An 18,087-nucleotide genomic window follows, 5' to 3' on the forward strand; every position below is an offset into this window, starting at 1 on the left:
GCTCCCATTCCGCATCGGTCAGATCGCCCCGCCCCATATCCATATCAACGACCCGGAGGCGAAGTAGTCACATGATCGACCGGACAGGTCCTAGTCGAGGCGAGGCTGCGCGATCAGTTCCAACAGGTCTTCGAGCGCCTGCTCCATGTCCACCGAACGATCGTTGAGCCACTGCAGCTGGATGCCGTCGGCCACCGCGAGCACCAACGACGCCAGCCGCTCCGGCGGAATCGTGCTCTCGATCACGCCGTTGCGCGCCTGCCGGGCCAACAGCTCCCGGATCTGCCCGCGCACCCGCGGATACCGCTCGGCGAAGAACGCATGCGCGGGATGCTCCGGATCGCTGCCGGCTGCCGCCATCGACACGAACAACTCGATCAACCCGGCCGCCCGCGCTCCCGCGCGCACGATCTCCAGATGCGGATCGGGCCCCTGGTACTCGTTCCAGAGCCGCCCGTTCTCCTCGTCCCGGGCCCGAAGCACCTGCGTCAACAGGTCTTCCTTGGACGCGAAGTAGTGCATCAGCCCCGGCAGGCTCAGGTCACACCGCGCCGCCACCTTGCGCAGCGAGGTCCCCCGGTAACCCTCCTCGGCGAAAACCTCCAGCGCGACCCGAAGAATCTCCCGCCGCTTCGCCTCACCCTTCCCATACGGGCCACGCTTCACCATGCCGCCACCCTAATGCGCCCCCACCCCCCGACCCCCACCCCGACAACGAGGCGGCGGGGGGCGTGGGGTCACCGGGGGAGGGTGGTCACCTTGGTTTGGAAGTCCTTCATGGACACGATCCGGTCCTCGGTCGGCAGTTGCATGGTCACCGGGGCGCCGAAGGAGTCGTAGGTCGTGGTGGAGACGTGGCCGGCGCGGTTGGAGTCCAGGCGCAGCACGTAGGGCTTGTCCTTGGCGGCGATGAAGTAGGTGTCGGTGGTGGTGCCCTGGTGGGCGACGATCGCGGTGGTCGGCACGCCGGCGACTCCCATGAGTTCGTCGCCGGAGATCGTCCGACACCCCGCCCCCGCCTGGCCCGGCCGGGCCGTGGCGGCATGGGGAGTCCTGTTCGCCCTTCCCAGTTTCTACTGGGCCCTGGGCGGCCTGTCCGGCGCCTCCACCGCCGTCGCGCCCGCCCTGGTCGAACTGGCCCGCGAGCGCGACCCGGGCTTCGTCGCGGTCCTGTGGGTCACCGGTGTCCTCAAGCTCGTCGGCGCCGCCCTCGGCCTGGCGCTGATCCACCTCCGGGGCGGCGGGCGTCGCCGCGACCGGGTGCTGCAATTCCTCGCGTGGGGCGCGGTGTTCCTGCTTGCCTGGCACGGCATGGAGTTCGTGGTGCACGGCGTGCTCGTGGAGGCCGACGTCATCTCCGTCGACCCCGACCTGCGGACCGTCAGGCGCTGGTACACCTACCTGTGGGGGCCGTGGTTCCTCGCCGGCGGCCTCGGCTTCGCCCTGGCCGCCCGGGCACACCTGAGCACCGTCACCGACCGGCGCGACGCCCGCCGCGCGGGCCGCGTCGGCGCGCTCTGCGCCCTCGTGCCGTCCGCCGGCCTGACGGTGCTCGCAATGGTGTAGCCGCGCGCCGGCCGTACGCGGCCCGGGTGGGCGGCCACCAGCACGAAGGCCAGGCCGTAGGCCACGTAGCAGGACGAGCGGAACAATTCGAAATCCGTCATGTGCCACTCCTGGTCGGGCAGGTGTGGCACCGACCAGACCAGGAAGCTCGGAAAAACCAGGAGACCGGCGAACAGCGCGGTGTGCGCCCGGGAGTGCGGGCCGTGCAGCGTGGTCCACAGCAGCAGGGCGATGGGTACGCACCACACCCAGTGGTGGCTCCACGAGATCGGGCTGGCAAGGAGCCCGGTCACCGCGCACGCGGGCAGGCCCCACGCGTCCCCGCGGCGCCGGTACGCGATCAGCGTGCAGCACAGGCCGAGCAGGCTCAGCACGACGATCACCGCGGTCCAGCCGAGGCCGAGGTCCCGGGTGCCGGCGAGCCGGGTGAGCAGGCCCCGGATCGACTGGTTCGCGGCGTTCTCCAGCCGCCCGACCCGCTCCGGATCGAAGACCAGGTCGGTCCAGAACCGTCGGGTGACCCCCGGCAGCACCATCGCGGAGAACGCCACGGTCGCCGCCGCCGTCGCCAGCGCCGTGCCCGCCTCCCGGCGCCGCCCGGTGAGGAGGAGGTACACGACGAACACCGCCGGGGTGACCTTGATCCCGGTCGCGATCCCGAGCACCACCCCGCGCAGCGCGGCCCCGCGCGGCCGGGTGAAGTCCCACAGGACCATGGCCGCCACAGCGAGATTGACCTGCCCGTACCGCATGGTCGTGAACACCGGCTCGAACCAGATGACGAACGTCGTGGCCGCCGGCACCACCGCCGGCCCGAGCCGACGCCCCTCGGGATCCACCAGCCGCATCGACAGGCGCACCACGACCGCGACGAGTACCAGGTTCACCGCGACGCCGACCCCGAGCAGCACCCGCAGGGGCAGGTAGGTGAACGGCACGAACAGCAGCGCGGCGAACGGCGGATAGGTGGCGCGCAGGCCGTGCGGCGTGTTCAGCGGGCCGTACAGGTCGATCCCGTCGCGCACCGCCAGCCCCTCGGCGCGGTAGACGACGAGGTCGACCATGGACGGGTGGCTGAGGTGTCGCACATACAGATATACGGCGATCGAGCACGCGCAGGCGAGGGTCCATCCGATGATCCGCCGTCGCTCCCCGAGCCGTGCCCACCCCACCCACGCCGCGGCTGGTCCGAGGCGTGGGTGCGCGGAGGCGTCTCGCCGAACCATGGGATGTGAACCGGACCCGACGGGTCGTCTCATGGGACGAAACTAACCCGTCGGGCGGGTGCCGGCGCGGGTGTCGGCGCCTGCGTGTCGGTCGGGGGTGAGGCGCGCCACGTGGCTTCCGGGTTGGAAATTGTCCGAATTTGCCTTAGATTCAATGGTGCGTAAGGCGTTTTGTGCACCAATTAACAACTACGTGAGCACATGTGCCTTGGATTCGAACTGGAGGTAGTTTCATCCCCGGCGCTGTGCGTGAGTACGTCCTTGCCCACCAGACCGGCATTCTCTGGGCGGCCACCGCGCTGTCCCTCGGCCTGCTCGTCTACATGCTGTTGGTGTTCGGCCGCTTCCTGATCTATTGGGCCGGCACCCGGCACGCCTTCCGGCACAACCGGCCGGCCGATCCCGGTGATCCGACCGTCTTCGCATGGCACCTGGTCGTCCCCTGCCGCGACGAGGAAGCCGTGGTCGCGCAGACCCTCGCCGGCCTGCGTCGCTCCGCCCCGCACGCGCACCTGTGGATCGTCGACGACCACAGCGACGACCGCACCGCGGAGCTGGTTCTGGCCGCCGCCGAGCACGACGAGCGGGTGCACCTGGTCAGCCGCCGGCGCCCGGACGCGCGCATAGGCAAGGGCGCCGCGCTCAACGCCGCCTACCGTGAGATCCGCGCCTGGCTCCCCGCCGACGCCGACCCCGCGCGGGTGATCGTCGGCGTGATCGACGCCGACGGCCGGCTCGACCCCGGCGCCCTCGCGATGGTCTGCACCGACAAGGCAATGGGCCGCCCCGACACCGGCGCCGTACAGATCGGCGTACGCATGCGCAACGTCGACGACCCGCGTCCGCTGCCCGAGCGCGGCCGGTTCGCCAACGCCCGGGCCCGGCTCCTGGTCCGCATGCAGGACATCGAGTTCCGCGCCAACAACACCGGCATGCAGCTCCTGCGCCGACGTACCGGCAGTGTCGGACTGGGCGGCAACGGTCAGTTCGTCCGGCTCAGTGCCCTCGACTCGCTCGCGGGCGACGACGGTCGGCCATGGCCCGAGCGCGCATTGCTGGAGGACTACGAATCCGGCCTCGAACTGCGCCTGGCGGGCTGGCGGCTCACCCACGTCGCCGAGGCGCAGGTCTCCCAGGAGGGCCTGCCCTCGTCCCGCCGCTTCCTGGCCCAGCGCACCCGCTGGGCCCAGGGCAACCTCCAGTGCCTGCGCTACACGCGGCGGGTGCTGGCGTCCCCGCACTACCGCTGGTCGGGCAAGGCCGAGGTGCTCTACACCTTCCTCCAGCCGCTGGTGTGCGTCCTGCTGGTGCTGCTCACGCCACTGTCCCTGGCGATCACCGGGGTCGGGCTGATCGTGTTCCCCGACGAGACGGCCGACTTCCAGTTCCGCTTCGGGCCGGTGATGGCCGCCGCGTTCGTAGTCGCCGCGGTGCCGATGGTGGCGTGGGGCCTGGCCTATCGCAAACGCGTACACGCCGACCGCGGATGGCTCACCGGACTCGGTTGGGGCGTCCTGATGTGGCTGTACACCTACCACCTGTTCGTGGTCGCCTGCCGGGCCGCCGTCCGGCTCGCGCGCGGCCGCAACGGTTGGGCGAAGACCAGGCGCAACGCCGAGATCGAGCTCGCGGGCGTACCCACCGCGCTCGAAGCCTGACCCCGATTCATTGCCACCGCCCGCCCCCGGCTCGGAGATCCGTACGTGAACGTGCCCCACCTGCCCGCCGCCAGTGTCGCCGTCGTCCTCGGCACCCGCCCCGAACTGGTCAAGCTCGCCCCGCTGATCCACGAACTCGGCCCCGCCGCCCGGCTGGTGCACACCGGCCAGCACTGGGACGAGGCGATGTCCGGGCGGTTCCTGCGCGACCTGGACCTGCCCCGCCCCGAACTGCTGACCGGTGTCGGCGGGCGTCCGCGCGCCGGGCAGATCGCCCACTCGCTGGACCAGCTCGACGACGCCTTCGCCGAGCGGCGGCCGGTCGCGGTGATCGTCCAGGGCGACACCAACGCCACCCTCGCCGGCGCACTGGCGGCCAACGCCCGCCACATCCCGCTCGTGCACGTCGAGGCCGGGCTGCGCAGCTTCGACCGGGCGATGCCCGAGGAGCACAACCGGGTCATGGTCGACCACGTCGCCGACGTCCTGTGCGCCGCCACCGCCACCAACGCGGCCAACCTGCGCGCCGAGTCGGTCGACGAGAGCCGCATCGAGGTCACCGGCAACACCGTGGTCGAGGTGGTCCGGCGCCGACTCCCCGACCGGGCCGCGCGGGCCGCGCTGCTCGCCGGGTACGGTCTGCGGCCCGACGGCTACGTCCTGGCCACCGTGCACCGCCCCGAGAACACCGACACCGCCGAGGCGCTGCGGGCCGTGTTGACCGAGCTGGACGCCATCGCCCGAGCCGGCACGCCGGTGCTGTTCCCCATACACCCGCGCACCCGCGCCGCCGTCGACCGGTTCGGCCTGGCCGCGCTGCTCGGGCGGATCACCGCCGTCGAGCCGGTGGGCTACGGCGAGTTCCTGGCCCTGGCCCGGCATGCCGCGCTGCTGGTCTCCGACTCGGGCGGCATCCAGGAGGAGTGCACGGTGCTCGGCCGGCCGCTGCTGGTGGTGCGTCGCTCCACCGAGCGTCCGGAGGCGATCGACGCGGGCTTCGCCGCGCTGGTCCGGCCGGGCCCGGAGTTGGGCGACACGGCGCGGTCGTGGCTGGCCGACTCCGGGGAGCGGCTGGCTTGGTTGGCCGAGACGGCCAGTCCGTACGGGGACGGGCTCGCGTCGGCGCGCATCGCTCATCTGACCGGGCGGCTGGCGGGGGTGGCGGCGGTGGCGGCCTGAGGCACCCGTCTGGGGAGTGTGCGACGGCCGACGCCGGTCGCCGGGGAGGTTCCGGCGACCGGCGTCGGCCTGGTCGTGTGGGGCGGGGTCGGGTCAGCCGAAGAGGCCGCCGGTGTCGGCGCCGCGACGGCCGGGCACCAGGGGCGCCTGTCCGACCGGGACGGCGGGCCATGGTCGGGGGCGGGCGATCGGGCGCCGCAGGTAGTACGCCGCACAGGCCGAGGTGAGCAGACCCGCGCCGAGCACGATCAGGCCCTGCGGGTCGAGCCATCCGAGCGAGCCGCCACCCGCGAGGTCGACGAGGCGCGGCAACAGGAACGTGCCGACCGTCGCCGCGCCCGCACCGAGTGCGACCCGGAACGCCACCACGCCGGCACCGACGACCATCACGCCGGCCAGGAACAGGCAGGCCATGCCGAGCAGGGCCAACCAGGTGGCGGCGTAGGGCGGTCGGCGCAGGCCGTCCGGGATCAGGCTCGCCAACGCCAGGCCCGAGACGGCCAGCCCGGCGGCCGTCGGCCACCGCAGCGCCGCACCGGCCGCCTCCCGCGCCACGCCCCCGCGCCCGGGGCCGGAGGCCCCCGACCCGACCCGCGCCCGCCGCGCACCCCGTGCGTCGGGGCGGCGATCGGAGACGGGCCGCGGGCCCTGTGCGGCATGGACCGGATCGTTCAACAGCTCGGCCAGCAGCACCAGATCGCTGATCGGCCGCTTGATCGCCACCTCGCGCAGGGCGTTGTCGGCGTTCACGTCCGAGCAGTCCTTGAGGATCGCCAGGACGCGGGCCACGTCCGGAATCGGCCGGTTCACCACCGCCAACCGCAGGAGTTCGTCGGCCGGACCACCATCTCTCGTCGCCGGCACGGTCGAGGAAGCGGCGGGATCGGGGATCGGGGACGAGGGAGGATCGAGGTGGGTACGGGGCGACGCCACCGCATGCGGGTTGGACGGGATTGCCATGACGCGTTCTCCAAGTCGACGGGTGGGACCGTGCCGACACGCGTTCCGTCGAACGCGTCCTCCGTGCCGGACGCCCGCGTGTACCCGGGTCGACACCCATTCAGTCGACCGCCGACCGGCCCACCGGCCCCGGCCACGCGCTCCGAACCCACCCCGCCGGCACGCGCTTTCCCACAAAACCACCGGTCACCGCACCACGAGGCCCCCACCACGGAAGCGGGCCCGCCTGCGCCCGCTCCGAAAGCACGGCACCCAAACGAGTGACCGTCCCACCCGAAACAACACCCCGGAACCCCAAAGCCCGTTCGCGACGGAACCCGTCAACATCCCGGCGCCACGCCGGCATTCACCCGGGTTCGGCCGGCCGGTCTCGGCATGAGCAAAGACCACCGAGGCGCGGTGATGGGGTCCGCGGGCGGAGGGGGTGCGGCCGGCGTCGTGGGCTCGGGCAGCAGGCCGGGGGGCGAACTGTCCCCGGGTAACGGGAAACCCGGGCGACGCGGGGCCGGGCGCGACGAGGCGGGACGCGCGGCGGGCGTGGTGACAGGCCCGGAGGGACTGGATGGGCCGGCGGGTGGCGCGGGGCCGGATCCGCCGGCCGGGAGGTCGGGAGCGCGGCGGGCGGGTCAGACCCGGCTGGGTACGCGGGAGCGGTCGACCTGGCGGATCGCGTCGTCGACGGTCGACTGCGCGGTGTCCAGCCACGCGTGGGTGATGTCGAAGCTCTCCCCCGCCTCGGCCGGCCACCGATGCAGGCGCGGTTCCTCGCCGGCCTCGGCGGGGCGCGCGTGCAGCAGCGCGTGGCTCAGTCGGGCCACCGCCGCGAGTTCCTCGCCCGCCACCCGCAACCACTCGCGCACGGCGGGGTCGGTGACGTGGCCGATGTTGCCCGGATCCTGGAGCGCCTTGCCGATCGCCCCGGCCGAACGCCCGGTCAACTTGCGCGCCCGCAGGCCGGGCGGCAGGCCGCTCAGGCGGGACAGTTCGGAGAGCACAAGCCCCTCGACGAGCGTCACGGAATAGGTCAGTCGGCCGATCTTCAACAGGTAATCGTCATCTGGAAGCACCCCGTCATTCTCCGTTACCCACCCCGCCCGGAGTCACTTTCCCACCCCGCGTGTCTCGGCCCGAAACGGCCGCGCGTTCCGCAACCGGGGCGATGGGGGTCGGGAGGCGAGCTGTATGGTTTCTACATCGTTGTAGAAGTTTTGGTCGCGGAAGTCACGGAAGTCGCGGAAGGGGGCTCGGGCGCGGTGGGTAGGGCTCAGCGAGGTGCCATGTGGCGGCAGATCGTTCGCGTCGCGGTCGAGCGGGAGTTTTGTGGGCCGTGGCTGCTCGACGAGTTGCGGCGGCAGGGGTTCGAGGTCGCCGCCGAGCGGTTGTACGCGATGCTGCGCCGCATGGAGGGCGACGGCACGCTCGTGTCCGAGCACCGGACGGTCGACGGGCAACGGCGCCGGATGTACCGCGCCTCCGCGGCCACCCGCGAGCGCGTGGCGCACGAGTAGCGAGCGGTCGGCGGGGCCGCCGGTTTTGGGCCGAGCGCGTGTCGTGGAGACACGCGCTACAACGGCGTCGCCGCGATCAGGAGCAGGACCAGGGCGACCGCGGCGTTGAGCGAGGCCAGTACGGACACCGTGGTTCCCGTCGCGGCGACCAGGGCCGCGACACCGGCGCGGGAGCGGGGTGTGGGCCACGCGGTCGGCGGCGGTGGACCGAGCAGGGCGGCGACCCGACGCGGCACCGGGCCGGGCGCGGCGAACGCGGGTGCGGCGAACGGCGGGCGGCCCTTGGCGGCCAGCGCCGCCTTGCCCACCGCGCGGGCAATCGTGCGCCGGTCGCCGAGGGCTTCGGCGGCGTCCTCGTCGGCCCAGCGTTCGACCGTGTAGGCGACGGTGGTGTGGATCGGGCGCAGCAGCGGATGTGCGCAGGCCGCGAGTCGGGTGGCGGCGAGCGCGAGGTGGTGCCGGCCCCTCAGGTGGGCTCGCTCGTGGGCGATCAGCGCGCGGCGCTCCTCGTCGTCGAGCGGGAGCAGCATGCCGGTGGAGACCACGATGCGGTCGGGCGGTCCGCGCAGGGCGTAGGCGTAGGGCATCGGGTCGGGCAGCACGGTCAGTTCGCCGCCGGCGGGCGCTCCCGCGACGGCGTTCAGCGCCAGGCGGTGCTCGACCCGGTCGCGCCGGTGGGTGACGGCGACGGCGATCAGGATGGCCAGGAAGGTGGGGATGGCCAGGATCCCGAACAGGCTGACGTGCGGGATGGCGTCGCGTACCTCCGTGTCCGACCAGCCGTCGGGCAGCGGATTGCCGGGCAGTTGGGCGGTGCCGACCACGACCAGCAGTGCCAGGCACAGGGTGCTGCACACGGACAGGACCACCGAGACGACGGTGAGCAGGCGGGTGGCGGTGCGCGGGTGCAGGTGGTCGCCGGCCAGTCGGGCCACCGGGAACGCGGTGAGCGGCAGCAGCAGTGGCAGGTAGAGCGCGAGCGGCATGCTCAACCCCGGCTCTCGGCCGGTCCGGCGGCGCCGAGCAGGGCGCGCAGGATCGACTCGTCGGCGGCCGAGAGTTCGGAGACGAAGCTGGCCAGCACCGCCTGGCGGTCGGCTTCGTGGTCGAGGAGCGCGCGCATGCGGCGGGCCACGATGCCGGCCTCGTCAGTGACCGGGGTGTAGGCGTACGCCCGTCCGGAGCGGGCCCGGGCGAGCAGTCCCTTGTCGTGCAGGCGGGACAGGATGGTCACCACCGTGGTGTAGGCGAGGTCACCGGCCAGTTCGGCCTGGACCCAGGCCGCGGTCCGCGGTCCGCGCGCGACCCACAGCAGCGCCAGCACCTCCGACTCCAGCTCCCCCGGGCCACGCCGCACCCCACGCGCCGACGGTTTGCCGGGATTTGGACGGACCGTCATATCGCCTCCGGGAGTCGTGCCGCGGATCGTGCCGGGGTGGTGCCGATGTCGTGCCGGGTGGTGGTGACGTGGCGCCGAGGTGGCGAGGTGGTGCCGCGCCGCCGTTCCACGTCCGTGTTCCGAGCCTTCTGCGCCTACGTGCTTTCTGCGTCTCTGGGCTTTCTACACCTATGTAGAGTATCGCCGCCGACATCCACGGCACCGGCCGCACCCACTGCGGCCTCGCACCCCCCGACGCTACGGGACGCCCCCGGCGCCGCGCCGACCCGAGGTGGCGGCGGGCTGTCGGGCCCCCAGGCCGAGGTCCATGTCGAAGGCGATCAGCAGACCTCGCGGGGTGAAGGTGAGCGCGCGCGACGGGGCCGGGAGGAGGATGCGGTCCAAGAGGCGGCCGGCGTCGAGGTCCCAGACGCGCGCGGTGGGGTCGTCGGCGCCGGTGGCCGCGACGGATCGGCCGCCGACCGTGCCGCACGCGACGGCGTGCACGTTGTCCGCGTGACCGGTCAGCGGCCGGCCGAGCGGGGTGCCCGCGCGCGGATCCCACACCCGCGCGGTGGCGTCGCCGGCGGCGCTGACCACGACGGGACGGCCGCGCACGGTCGTACAGGCGAGCGCGTGCACCACGCCCGTGTGGCCGGTCATCGGCGCGCCGACGGGCCGACCCTCGGCGGGGTCCCACACCCGTACGGTGCCGTCGGCGGAGCCGCTGACCACGACGGGGCGGCCGTCGAGGACGGTGCAGGCCAGCGCGTGTACGGGTCCGGTGTGGCCGGTCAGGGGCATCCCGATCGGCCGGACCGTGAGCGGGTCCCACATCCGGATCGTGGCGTCGGCGGAGCCGCTGACCACGATCGGCCGGCCGTGCAGCGTGGTGCACGCCAACGCGGTCGCCCACCCGGTGTGTCCGGTCAGCGGCTCGCCGAGTCGGGCCCGACCGGTCAGGTCCCAGAGCCGGACCGCGTTGTCGCGGGACCCGGTGGCCGCGATCGGCCGGCCGCGCACGGTGGTGCAGGCGATCGCGTGCACCCACCAGACGGGTTCGGCCAGGGTGGCGCCGATCGGGTCGGGGATGTCGAGGCGGCGGATCCGGATCCGGTCGTCCTGCCCGCCGGTGACCACGACCGGCCGGCCGGCGACCGTGGCACACGCCATCGCCCGCACGGCGCGCGCGTGGCCGTGCCGGGGCCCGCGCGGTTCGTCGACGAGCCCGGTGCCGCCGGCGGCGATCGGCTTCCACGCACCGGGCGCGGTCGTGCGATTGAGCCATGCGGCCAACGCGGGCGCGCCGCGCCGATGCGCCTCCAACGCGAGCAGCAGCCGCCGGGCGGGCGGAACGGCCCCGTGCGGCGGCGGCGTCGGATGCACGACGGCGGCCATCCGTCGCTCCGACATGCCCGCCCGAGCGAACGCGGCCGGCAGATCGGCGGGGTCGCCGCACGCCAGGTACGCGTCATCGGCCAACACCTCGCCCAGCCGCCCGGCCGCCTCGGCATACACCAGGACATGCCGCAGCAGATACGGCGAAGCCGCATCCCACCGACGCCGCGCCCCCTCACGCCCGACACACCCCAGCAGCCGATCCAGCACGGCCCCGGGCGTCGGCACGCCCGCCTCGGCATCCGGTCGCGGGCGGCGGATGAGGTGGTCGACGAGTCCCTGATGGCTGAGCCGGTACAGGAGCGTGCCGTCGTGGTCGGGGGTCGCCCGCACATGGAACAGCGCGTCCGGGAGCAGTGCACGGGCCCGCTCGGGGTCGAGGTCGGGCGCGAACAGTCCGGCCAGGGGCAGCGCGACGTCCGCCGGCATGCCCTCACCGCGCGCATGTGCCGGCGCGGCCAGGATCGCCCGGATGTGCTCACCGTCGGCGCGGACGCCCAGGTCCAGGTCGAGCACGGCCGGCAGGTCGGTCGTATACCACCCGGGCGGCGGCGATCGTATCCGCCACACCGCTGCCCGACTCCGCGCCCCGAACGCCGGCATGGACCTTTGTCGTGCGATACCCGAGCCGGGTGAGCGCCGCGGCGACCTCCGCCCAAGCCGGCGCGCCCCCTCCGTCCCCTCCGCACCCATCCGAACCGACCGCGTCCAACCGGCCGATCCCCACCACCACGGCACGCGCGTCAGCCTCCACCGGGACCCGCTCCCCACCCTCGGCACCAGCCGGCATGCCGGCGCGGCACGACTCAGGGGACGACTTCGCGGATCTGCGCACGGGCGAGGGCGGTCGGTAAATCCTCCCGAAAAAAGGAGGCGGGCACGCCCTCCACGAGAACCTGTTTTCGCCATATCCTTGACGTCGTCAAAAACCCTTGCCTATCGTTCCCGTGCCGACGCGGGTCGCGCGGACGACGAGGCACGAGGGGATCACCATGGCGGGCGGCACGATCGACGGATTCCAGGTGCACGGGCAGGACATCCCCTGGCTGCTCCGGCACTGGGCCGAGCACCGCCCCGAACATCCGGCCCTGGTCTGGGAGCCTGCCGAGGGCACCGGCCGCACCTGGACCTACGCCGAACTGCTGCGCGACACCGAACGATTGGCCGCCGGCCTGACCGGGCGCGGCATCGGCCGCGGCGCCAAGGTCCTGGTCCACAGCGAGAACTGCCCCGAGATGGTGCTGGCCTGGCTGGCCTGCGCGACCGTCGGCGCGGTGGCGGTGACCACGAACACGCGCGCCACCCCCGCCGAGATCGCCTACTTCGTCGAACGCGCCGGGTGCGTGGCCGCCGTCACCCAACCCCACCTGGCGGCCCCGCTGGCACAGTCCGGCGCCACGTTGGAATGGGTCGCGGTCATCGACGGCACCGCCCCGGACACGGTCCCCTTCGCCGACCTGTACGGCGACGCCGCGACCTGGACCGGACGCCCGATCGAACCGCTGCTCCCGTTCGGGATCATGTTCACCTCCGGTACCACCAGCCGCCCCAAGGCCGTCGTACACACGCACGCCAACGCGATCTGGGCAAGCCGCTCGGGTCCGCGCAGCATCGACCTGGGCCCCGACGACCGCTACCTGATCCACCTGCCCTTCTTCCATGTCAACGCGCAGAGTTGGTCGTTCTTCTCGGTACTCGGCGTGGGCGCGACCGCCGTCCTGACGCCCAAGTGGTCGACCAGCCGGTTCTGGGACGTGGTCGCCCGACACGGGATCACCCACATGTCGCTGATGCCGTTCTGCTTCGGTGTGCTCGCCGCCCCGAACCGCCCGGAAACCGCCCTGCGGGTGGGCGTGTTCGGCCAGATCGCCCCGGCGCTGGACACGATGCTCGGGCTGCGCGTGTACGCCGCGTTCGGCATGACCGAGACGGTCACCCACGCGATCACCGGCAAACCCACCGAGTACCTGCCCGCCCGCTCGATGGGCCGCCCCGCACCCGGGTACGCCTGCGCCGTGGTCGACCCGGAGACAGGCCGGGAATGCGCCGAGGGCGAGGTGGGCGAGTTGTGGCTGCGCGGCCAACGCGGCGTGCAGCTGTTCCTGGAGTACCACGGCGATCCCGAGGCCACCGAGGCCGCGTTCGTCGGCGACTGGTTCCGCACCGGCGACATGGTCCTACTCGGCGCCGGCGGCAACGTGTTCTACCGCGAACGCGACAAGGACCTGCTCAAGGTAGGCGGCGAGAACGTCTCGGCCCGCGAGGTCGAGGACGTGATCGGCGCGATCCCAGGCGTCACCTCGGTCGCCGTGGTCGGCAAACAACACGACTTCCTCAGCGAGGTCGTGGTGGCCTTCGTCATCCGCGCGGCAAACGCCCCGGACGAGAACACCCTGGAAAAAACCATCCTGTCGGCCTGCCGAGAACGCCTGTCCGACTACAAGATCCCCCGCGCAATCTACTTCGTGGACACCTTCCCCCTCGGCACCCTCGACAAGGTCCTCAAAAAGTCCCTACGCGAACTCGCCGACGCCCGCCCGGCGGTCTGAACCAACGGCCGGCACGAACGGGCCCAACCGGCGGCCGGCGCGGCCAATGAGCGACACGGCCTTGCCGCTCAATCAGGCGGGCCGGCCGTCGAGTTCGAGGATCATGGCGTTGTAGAACGGCGCGTCCTCCCACGGATGCGACACTCCGACGGTGCGGTAGCCCCACGACGCGTATGCCGACCGCGCAGGCGCGGCCTCCGGTTCCGGACGGACGGTGAGTGTCACCCGCTCGACGTGCAGGCCCTCGAGGAGCGCGGCGTGGAGGGCAGCCGCGATACCGCGACGGCGCCATTTTTCACGGACCGCGAGTTCGAGGATCACCCATGTGCGGTTGCCGTCCTCCCGCGTGAAGTCGTCCGCGAGGACCCGGTCGACGTTTGTCCACCATCGGGTGTCGCGAGGCAGGAAGTATCCGTACGTGAAGCCGATGACGTCGTCGCCGTCTCGGGCCACGATCAGCCGCATTCCGGGCCGCTGCGTGTGGAACAGGTAGTGCTCGATGAACGCGGCGACGTCGGAAGGGCCTTCGCTGTACGGCGGTTCGGCGTAGACCTCCTCGTAGGCCGGCAGGAAGGCGTCGAGTTGTCCTGCCGCCTCCTGGCCCTCGTAGCGCTCGTACGTCGGCTCGGCCATCACGCCGCTCCCTTGGTTTTCAGGTGCTCGGCCAATTCTTCGGCGGCATCCCGGGCGGAGACGGCGTCGACGGTGCGCAGCGAGCCGACCACCTCGGTGAGGCGCCGCATGACCCGGCCCGACTCGACCTCCCGCAAGTCGTCCAGACTTGCCACGGCTTGGGCGGCGCCTTCGTCCACTTCTCCGGCGCCGATGAGGCCCCGGGCCAAGGTGAGGCGGTACAGGGCTCGGTTGCGGCCGTATTTCGCTTCCTGGTGGGCGAGTGCGGCGCGGAGGAATCCGGTCGCTGCTTGGTGGTGGCCGAGTTCGGTGTACAGGAGTCCCTGGGCGTAGTCCAGCTCGGCTCGCCCGTGGAAGGCGGCCCACTCGGGCGAGGGGCGTCCGCGCCCGCTGCGGTCGACGAGCCGCATGGCGTCGGCCATCCGGCGTCGGGCCGACGTGCCGTCGGCCATCAACGACAGGGCGCGTGCTTCCCTGGCGGCGATGAGGGACTGGAGGACGGGCGAGCCGAGTCGGGTCGCACGGTCCTGGGCGGCGCGCGCCAGGTCGAGACCGTCGCGGGCCCGGCCCTCGTGGCACGCCTGGAGGCTCATGGAGGAGAAGACGAGGATTTCGAGGTTCGCGTCGCGGAGCATGGTGGCCGTCGTCAGTGCCTCACCCCAGAAGTGCTTCGCGTTGTCCTGTTCGTCGGCGTCGTAGTACAGCCAGCCGCAGTGTTCGGCGATCTCCCCCGACAGGAGCCGGAGTTGTCTGCCGATCGTGTCCGGGTACTTACCGGCGTTGATGATGCGGCGGACGCGGCTCAGGTGGCGGACGGACAGCGAGCGGACGTCGCTGCCGCCGTACGTTGCGTCGAGTTCGAAAAGGACATGCAGGCCGGCCCTGAGTTCTCGAAGATGCGTAGTGCCGATGGCGCCGGTGCCCCCGGCGGAACTCAGCGGTAGGGCGCGGGCGGGCAGGCCCACGGTGGCGGCTGCGCCGATGGAGTCGGCCAGGAAGGCGCGTCGGTCCACGGAGGTGCCTTTCTGCGCGGGGAGTGGTGCCTTTCCCACGGTGGCACCCGGCGGTGGTCCGGGAAACCCGATCTCGCTGGGGCAAACGCCGAACATGGCGTGGAGGGTCCTCCAGGCGCGCGCTCGGGGCGCGGGCGGGGCGGGTTGGCGCCAGCGGCGGTATTGGCGGTCCGTCACCGTGATCGTTTCGCCGATCAGGTCGGCCGCCGCCTCGAAGGCCCGTAGAAAGTCGGCCGGCTTGCCCCAGCCGTGTGCGAGACAGGCGTGCTCGAAGGGCGTCAACTCCGGCACTACGTCACCTCCGTGATCCGAGCCACTACGAACGGTAGCGACTCTCGGGTGGCGGAAAGTCCGATGTCCGCGAAAAGTCCAGCCGAATGTCCGGCGAAACGTCCGCTGAGACTGGTTTGACGGGAGTTGGCTTATTTGCGAGATCGCCAACGCACTCATCGGCCATCGTTCCGCTCGGAAATGCGGAGCAAGACCGAGCACACACACAGAGGATGCACCTCGTGAGTGATCGCCTCACCGCGGTTCGTGTCGTCGACACCGGCGACCCGGAACAGCCCCTACAGGTACGGATGAATCGGGATCGGCTCGACGGCCGGGACTACGACATGACCCTTGTCCAACTCTCGCAGCCGCACGCCGACATCGGCGCGCGGCCGGCTCAGTACCCGGCCCCGGTGCTTCCGGCACGTGATGCGCGATGACCAGTCCATCGCATGATGGCGCGAGCCTGATCGTCGCGGCACCGCAGGCCGGTGAGACCGCCGTATCGGTCAGGAGCATCGCCCCGGCGGCGAGCGCCCCGCGCGGCGTCGACTGCCGGGTCTACACGAGGTCGTTGCCGTCCCTGCCGGAATCCGCTCGGGAGGCGCGTCGGTTGGTGACGTCCGCCTTGGCCGGGTGGGGGATCGTCGACGACGGCCGGGCGGTCGTTGTCGTCACCGAGTTGATGTCGAACGCCCACCGTCACGCCGCTACGCCGACGATCCGCGTCGGTGTGCGGCGGATGGGGCCGCGGGTGGTGCGGGTGTTCGTGGTGGACCGGTCGGACGACATGCCGATGGTCCGACGTGCGGACACCGGTTCCGTCGACGGGCGGGGTCTGACGCTGGTGGACGCGTTGTCCGAGGGCCGGTGGGGGGTGGAGCCCTTGCCCGTCGGCAAGCGGGTGTGGGCCGAAGTGGCCTGTTCCACGCCTGCGAGCCGCGTATCCGCCGTCTCGAGTCTCTCGTCCGCGCCTACCTGGAGCAGCGCGCCACCGCATGACGAAGCACTCCACCCCGGTCGTGAAGGAATCCACGATGTCCCTTGACCCTGTTGTTCCTTCGGCCGTGTCGCCGGAGGGAGGTGAGCCGTGGGCGTGGCTGCTGGACGCGGCACCGGTGGCGCCGCAGGCGCGCGCGGAGTGGGCCCACGCCGGGGACGGATGGTTCACGCCCGGGACGGTGTTCTCCGCCGTGACCTTCCCGGCAGGGGCCGTGCGCGCCGCCCTCGGGAGTTGTCCGTTGGACGAGTTCGCGGACCATCTCACGGCGGTGATCGACGGTCCGATGTTCTATCGGCCGAGGACGAACCGGCGCGACGACGACACGTTCACCGCTCTCGTGTCCTGCTCCGTGGGCCGCCGTTGGGGCGTGCCGTTGACGACGGTGGAGCCGGCTCACCGGCCCATGTTGCTCCCCGCGCCCGATCGGTACACGCCGGAGCGTACAAGCCCGTGGTGGGTCGTCTCCGTGGCGGAACCGGCTCGCTTCTGTTCGCCCCGGGCATTGACCCGGCTCGTCGACGCCGGACGCGGACGATGGGTGAACCGGTGACGGAGACACGGGAGCAGACCTTCCGGCGCCTGGATGACGCGATCAGGGACGTGTCCGGCGGGCAGTTCGAGGTCAGGCCACCGAGCGAGGTGTACCTCCGAGACGTGCTCGTCCACCCGGAGGGCGGTGGCGTGTTCGATACGGAGACGTGCCCCGGCGGGTCGATGGTGTCGATCATCAGGGAATGGACCGAGGAACGGCCCGGGGTCGTGCGCCTGTGGGTGCTGCCGTTCGGTCCGCGTGCCGCCCACCTGACGACGGTCATGTGGGTGGGCACCGACCTCGACGTTCAGGGACGGTACGCCGGGTGGCGTGCGGCGCTCGCGGCGGACGGATGGCACATCCCGGCCCCCGCCGCGAGCCTGCGCGGCTGCGAAAGCGATGCGCCCGAGATCGAGCAGGCCGACCAGGACGGCGGGCATCAAAACCGTCGGGCCCGCGGAGCAGCAGGGGTTCGGTGCGCCGTCAACCCCGCCGCCGGCGGGGGTTGACGGTGTGGTTATTGAGTAATAACTTACTTGGCATGGCAGCTCCTACCAGTCGTGTGGCCGGCACTGTTCGGATGAGTGCGGACGAGCGTCGTGTCGCGGTGATTCGTGCCGCCGTGACCGAGTTTGCCAAGGGCGGTCTGAACGGCACCTCCACCTCGGCGATCGCGAAGCGTGTCGGCGTTTCGCAGCCGTACCTGTTCCGTCTGTTCGACGACAAGAAGGCGCTCTTCCTCGCCACCGTGGAGTACGCCTTCGATCGGGTCGAGGAGCGCTTCCGCCGTGCCACCGAAGGCCTCACCGGTTACCCGGCGATGCATGCGATGGCGCACGCCTACCACGACTTCCTCGACACCGACACCGATCTGCTGCGCATCCAGTTGCAGGCCTACGCCGCGGCCGAGGACGCCGAACTGCGGTCCGAGATCCGCGGGTTCTGGAACCGGCTGGACGCGTTCGCCCGGGAGGTCACCGGGATCGACGGCGAGGAGCTGACCAACTTCTTCGCGCGCGGCATGCTCTGCAACGTCATCGCCTCACTCGACCTGCCCCGCACCCGGTACTTCGACGACGTTCTCTCCGCGGACGGCAAGTTGCTCCACTGCGATCTGTGCGAGGACTCCGAGCGGTTCGGCGAGCTGCCGGCGCCCGAGCCGCCCGCCCCCGAGTTGCCCGCGTCCGCACCGTCCGACTGACCCAAGCCCC

General features: G+C 72.0%; 19 protein-coding genes and 1 pseudogene. 10 read left to right on the forward strand and 10 right to left on the reverse strand.

Annotated features, from left to right (window positions below; translation table 11 throughout):
• Window positions 1-90: 90 nt before the first annotated feature.
• Together ACH4XV_RS37835 and ACH4XV_RS37840 are read right to left on the reverse strand one after the other, a co-directional pair.
• Window positions 91-669 carry a TetR/AcrR family transcriptional regulator gene (locus ACH4XV_RS37835; protein ID WP_395797306.1) on the reverse strand — a complete coding sequence of 193 codons (579 nt, stop codon included), beginning with the start codon at window positions 667-669 and terminating at the stop codon, window positions 91-93.
• A gap of 68 nt (window positions 670-737) precedes the next feature.
• A complete protein-coding gene (locus ACH4XV_RS37840; protein WP_395797308.1) occupies window positions 738-965 on the reverse strand; it encodes a hypothetical protein in 228 nt (75 codons plus the stop codon).
• Between the two features lie 13 nt (window positions 966-978).
• Between ACH4XV_RS37840 and ACH4XV_RS37845 the strand changes: the two genes are divergently transcribed.
• Window positions 979-1,566 carry a DUF3995 domain-containing protein gene (locus ACH4XV_RS37845; RefSeq protein ID WP_395797310.1) on the forward strand — a complete coding sequence of 196 codons (588 nt, stop codon included), beginning with the start codon at window positions 979-981 and terminating at the stop codon, window positions 1,564-1,566.
• A gap of 281 nt (window positions 1,567-1,847) precedes the next feature.
• Here ACH4XV_RS37845 and ACH4XV_RS37850 read toward each other — a convergent pair.
• Window positions 1,848-2,825 (reverse strand): annotated as a pseudogene (locus tag ACH4XV_RS37850) (glycosyltransferase 87 family protein); the annotation flags it as partial.
• 212 nt (window positions 2,826-3,037) lie between these two features.
• Here ACH4XV_RS37850 and ACH4XV_RS37855 point away from each other — a divergent pair.
• Window positions 3,038-4,450, forward strand: a complete 1,413-nt coding sequence (locus ACH4XV_RS37855; protein WP_395797312.1) for a glycosyltransferase — start codon at window positions 3,038-3,040, stop codon at window positions 4,448-4,450.
• 45 nt (window positions 4,451-4,495) lie between these two features.
• Window positions 4,496-5,629, forward strand: a complete 1,134-nt coding sequence (wecB, locus tag ACH4XV_RS37860) for a non-hydrolyzing UDP-N-acetylglucosamine 2-epimerase (RefSeq protein ID WP_395797314.1) — start codon at window positions 4,496-4,498, stop codon at window positions 5,627-5,629.
• 93 nt (window positions 5,630-5,722) lie between these two features.
• Here wecB and ACH4XV_RS37865 read toward each other — a convergent pair whose 3' ends face one another.
• Window positions 5,723-6,589: a hypothetical protein gene (locus ACH4XV_RS37865; protein ID WP_395797316.1), complete on the reverse strand. Its 867-nt coding sequence runs from the start codon at window positions 6,587-6,589 to the stop codon at window positions 5,723-5,725.
• Window positions 6,590-7,215: 626 nt separating this feature from the next.
• Window positions 7,216-7,656, reverse strand: coding sequence for a hypothetical protein (locus ACH4XV_RS37870; protein WP_395797318.1), 441 nt, complete (start codon window positions 7,654-7,656; stop codon window positions 7,216-7,218).
• Window positions 7,657-7,866: 210 nt separating this feature from the next.
• Here ACH4XV_RS37870 and ACH4XV_RS37875 point away from each other — a divergent pair, with 210 nt between their 5' ends.
• Entirely contained in the window at window positions 7,867-8,097 is a 231-nt protein-coding gene (locus tag ACH4XV_RS37875) for a helix-turn-helix transcriptional regulator (RefSeq protein ID WP_395797320.1), read from the forward strand.
• Window positions 8,098-8,153: 56 nt separating this feature from the next.
• On the opposite strand, the gene ACH4XV_RS37880 is transcribed toward ACH4XV_RS37875, so the two are convergent.
• From ACH4XV_RS37880 to ACH4XV_RS37890, 3 genes are all read right to left on the reverse strand, one after another.
• Window positions 8,154-9,083 (reverse strand): M56 family metallopeptidase, encoded by a 930-nt coding sequence (locus ACH4XV_RS37880; RefSeq protein ID WP_395797563.1) that lies wholly within the window; start codon window positions 9,081-9,083, stop codon window positions 8,154-8,156.
• A gap of 2 nt (window positions 9,084-9,085) precedes the next feature.
• Window positions 9,086-9,496, reverse strand: a complete 411-nt coding sequence (locus ACH4XV_RS37885; protein WP_380026928.1) for a BlaI/MecI/CopY family transcriptional regulator — start codon at window positions 9,494-9,496, stop codon at window positions 9,086-9,088.
• 237 nt (window positions 9,497-9,733) lie between these two features.
• Window positions 9,734-11,443: a WD40 repeat domain-containing protein gene (locus tag ACH4XV_RS37890; RefSeq protein WP_395797322.1), complete on the reverse strand. Its 1,710-nt coding sequence runs from the start codon at window positions 11,441-11,443 to the stop codon at window positions 9,734-9,736.
• Between the two features lie 422 nt (window positions 11,444-11,865).
• Here ACH4XV_RS37890 and ACH4XV_RS37895 point away from each other — a divergent pair, with 422 nt between their 5' ends.
• On the forward strand, window positions 11,866-13,422 hold the full coding sequence (locus ACH4XV_RS37895) for a class I adenylate-forming enzyme family protein (protein ID WP_395797324.1): 1,557 nt from the start codon (window positions 11,866-11,868) through the stop codon (window positions 13,420-13,422).
• Between the two features lie 72 nt (window positions 13,423-13,494).
• Here the strand turns inward: ACH4XV_RS37895 and ACH4XV_RS37900 are convergent, their stop codons facing one another.
• Together ACH4XV_RS37900 and ACH4XV_RS37905 are read right to left on the reverse strand one after the other, a co-directional pair.
• Window positions 13,495-14,055 (reverse strand): GNAT family N-acetyltransferase, encoded by a 561-nt coding sequence (locus tag ACH4XV_RS37900; protein WP_395797326.1) that lies wholly within the window; start codon window positions 14,053-14,055, stop codon window positions 13,495-13,497.
• Entirely contained in the window at window positions 14,055-15,359 is a 1,305-nt protein-coding gene (locus ACH4XV_RS37905; RefSeq protein WP_395797328.1) for a hypothetical protein, read from the reverse strand. The genes ACH4XV_RS37900 and ACH4XV_RS37905 overlap by 1 nt, the downstream gene beginning before the upstream one ends.
• A 221-nt stretch (window positions 15,360-15,580) precedes the next feature.
• Here ACH4XV_RS37905 and ACH4XV_RS37910 point away from each other — a divergent pair, with 221 nt between their 5' ends.
• From ACH4XV_RS37910 to ACH4XV_RS37930, 5 genes are all read left to right on the forward strand, one after another.
• Window positions 15,581-15,781 (forward strand): hypothetical protein, encoded by a 201-nt coding sequence (locus ACH4XV_RS37910; RefSeq protein ID WP_395797330.1) that lies wholly within the window; start codon window positions 15,581-15,583, stop codon window positions 15,779-15,781.
• Window positions 15,778-16,389 carry an ATP-binding protein gene (locus ACH4XV_RS37915; RefSeq protein WP_395797332.1) on the forward strand — a complete coding sequence of 204 codons (612 nt, stop codon included), beginning with the start codon at window positions 15,778-15,780 and terminating at the stop codon, window positions 16,387-16,389. The genes ACH4XV_RS37910 and ACH4XV_RS37915 overlap by 4 nt, the downstream gene beginning before the upstream one ends.
• Window positions 16,379-16,894, forward strand: coding sequence for a hypothetical protein (locus ACH4XV_RS37920; protein ID WP_395797334.1), 516 nt, complete (start codon window positions 16,379-16,381; stop codon window positions 16,892-16,894). Before ACH4XV_RS37915 ends, ACH4XV_RS37920 begins: the two co-directional genes overlap by 11 nt.
• Window positions 16,891-17,385 (forward strand): hypothetical protein, encoded by a 495-nt coding sequence (locus ACH4XV_RS37925; protein WP_395797336.1) that lies wholly within the window; start codon window positions 16,891-16,893, stop codon window positions 17,383-17,385. Before ACH4XV_RS37920 ends, ACH4XV_RS37925 begins: the two co-directional genes overlap by 4 nt.
• A gap of 71 nt (window positions 17,386-17,456) precedes the next feature.
• Window positions 17,457-18,077, forward strand: a complete 621-nt coding sequence (locus tag ACH4XV_RS37930) for a TetR/AcrR family transcriptional regulator (RefSeq protein ID WP_395797338.1) — start codon at window positions 17,457-17,459, stop codon at window positions 18,075-18,077.
• The last annotated feature ends 10 nt before the right edge of the window (window positions 18,078-18,087 follow it).

The sequence above is a fragment of the Embleya sp. NPDC020630 genome, from assembly GCF_044334985.1.
Lineage (GTDB): Bacteria > Actinomycetota > Actinomycetes > Streptomycetales > Streptomycetaceae > Embleya.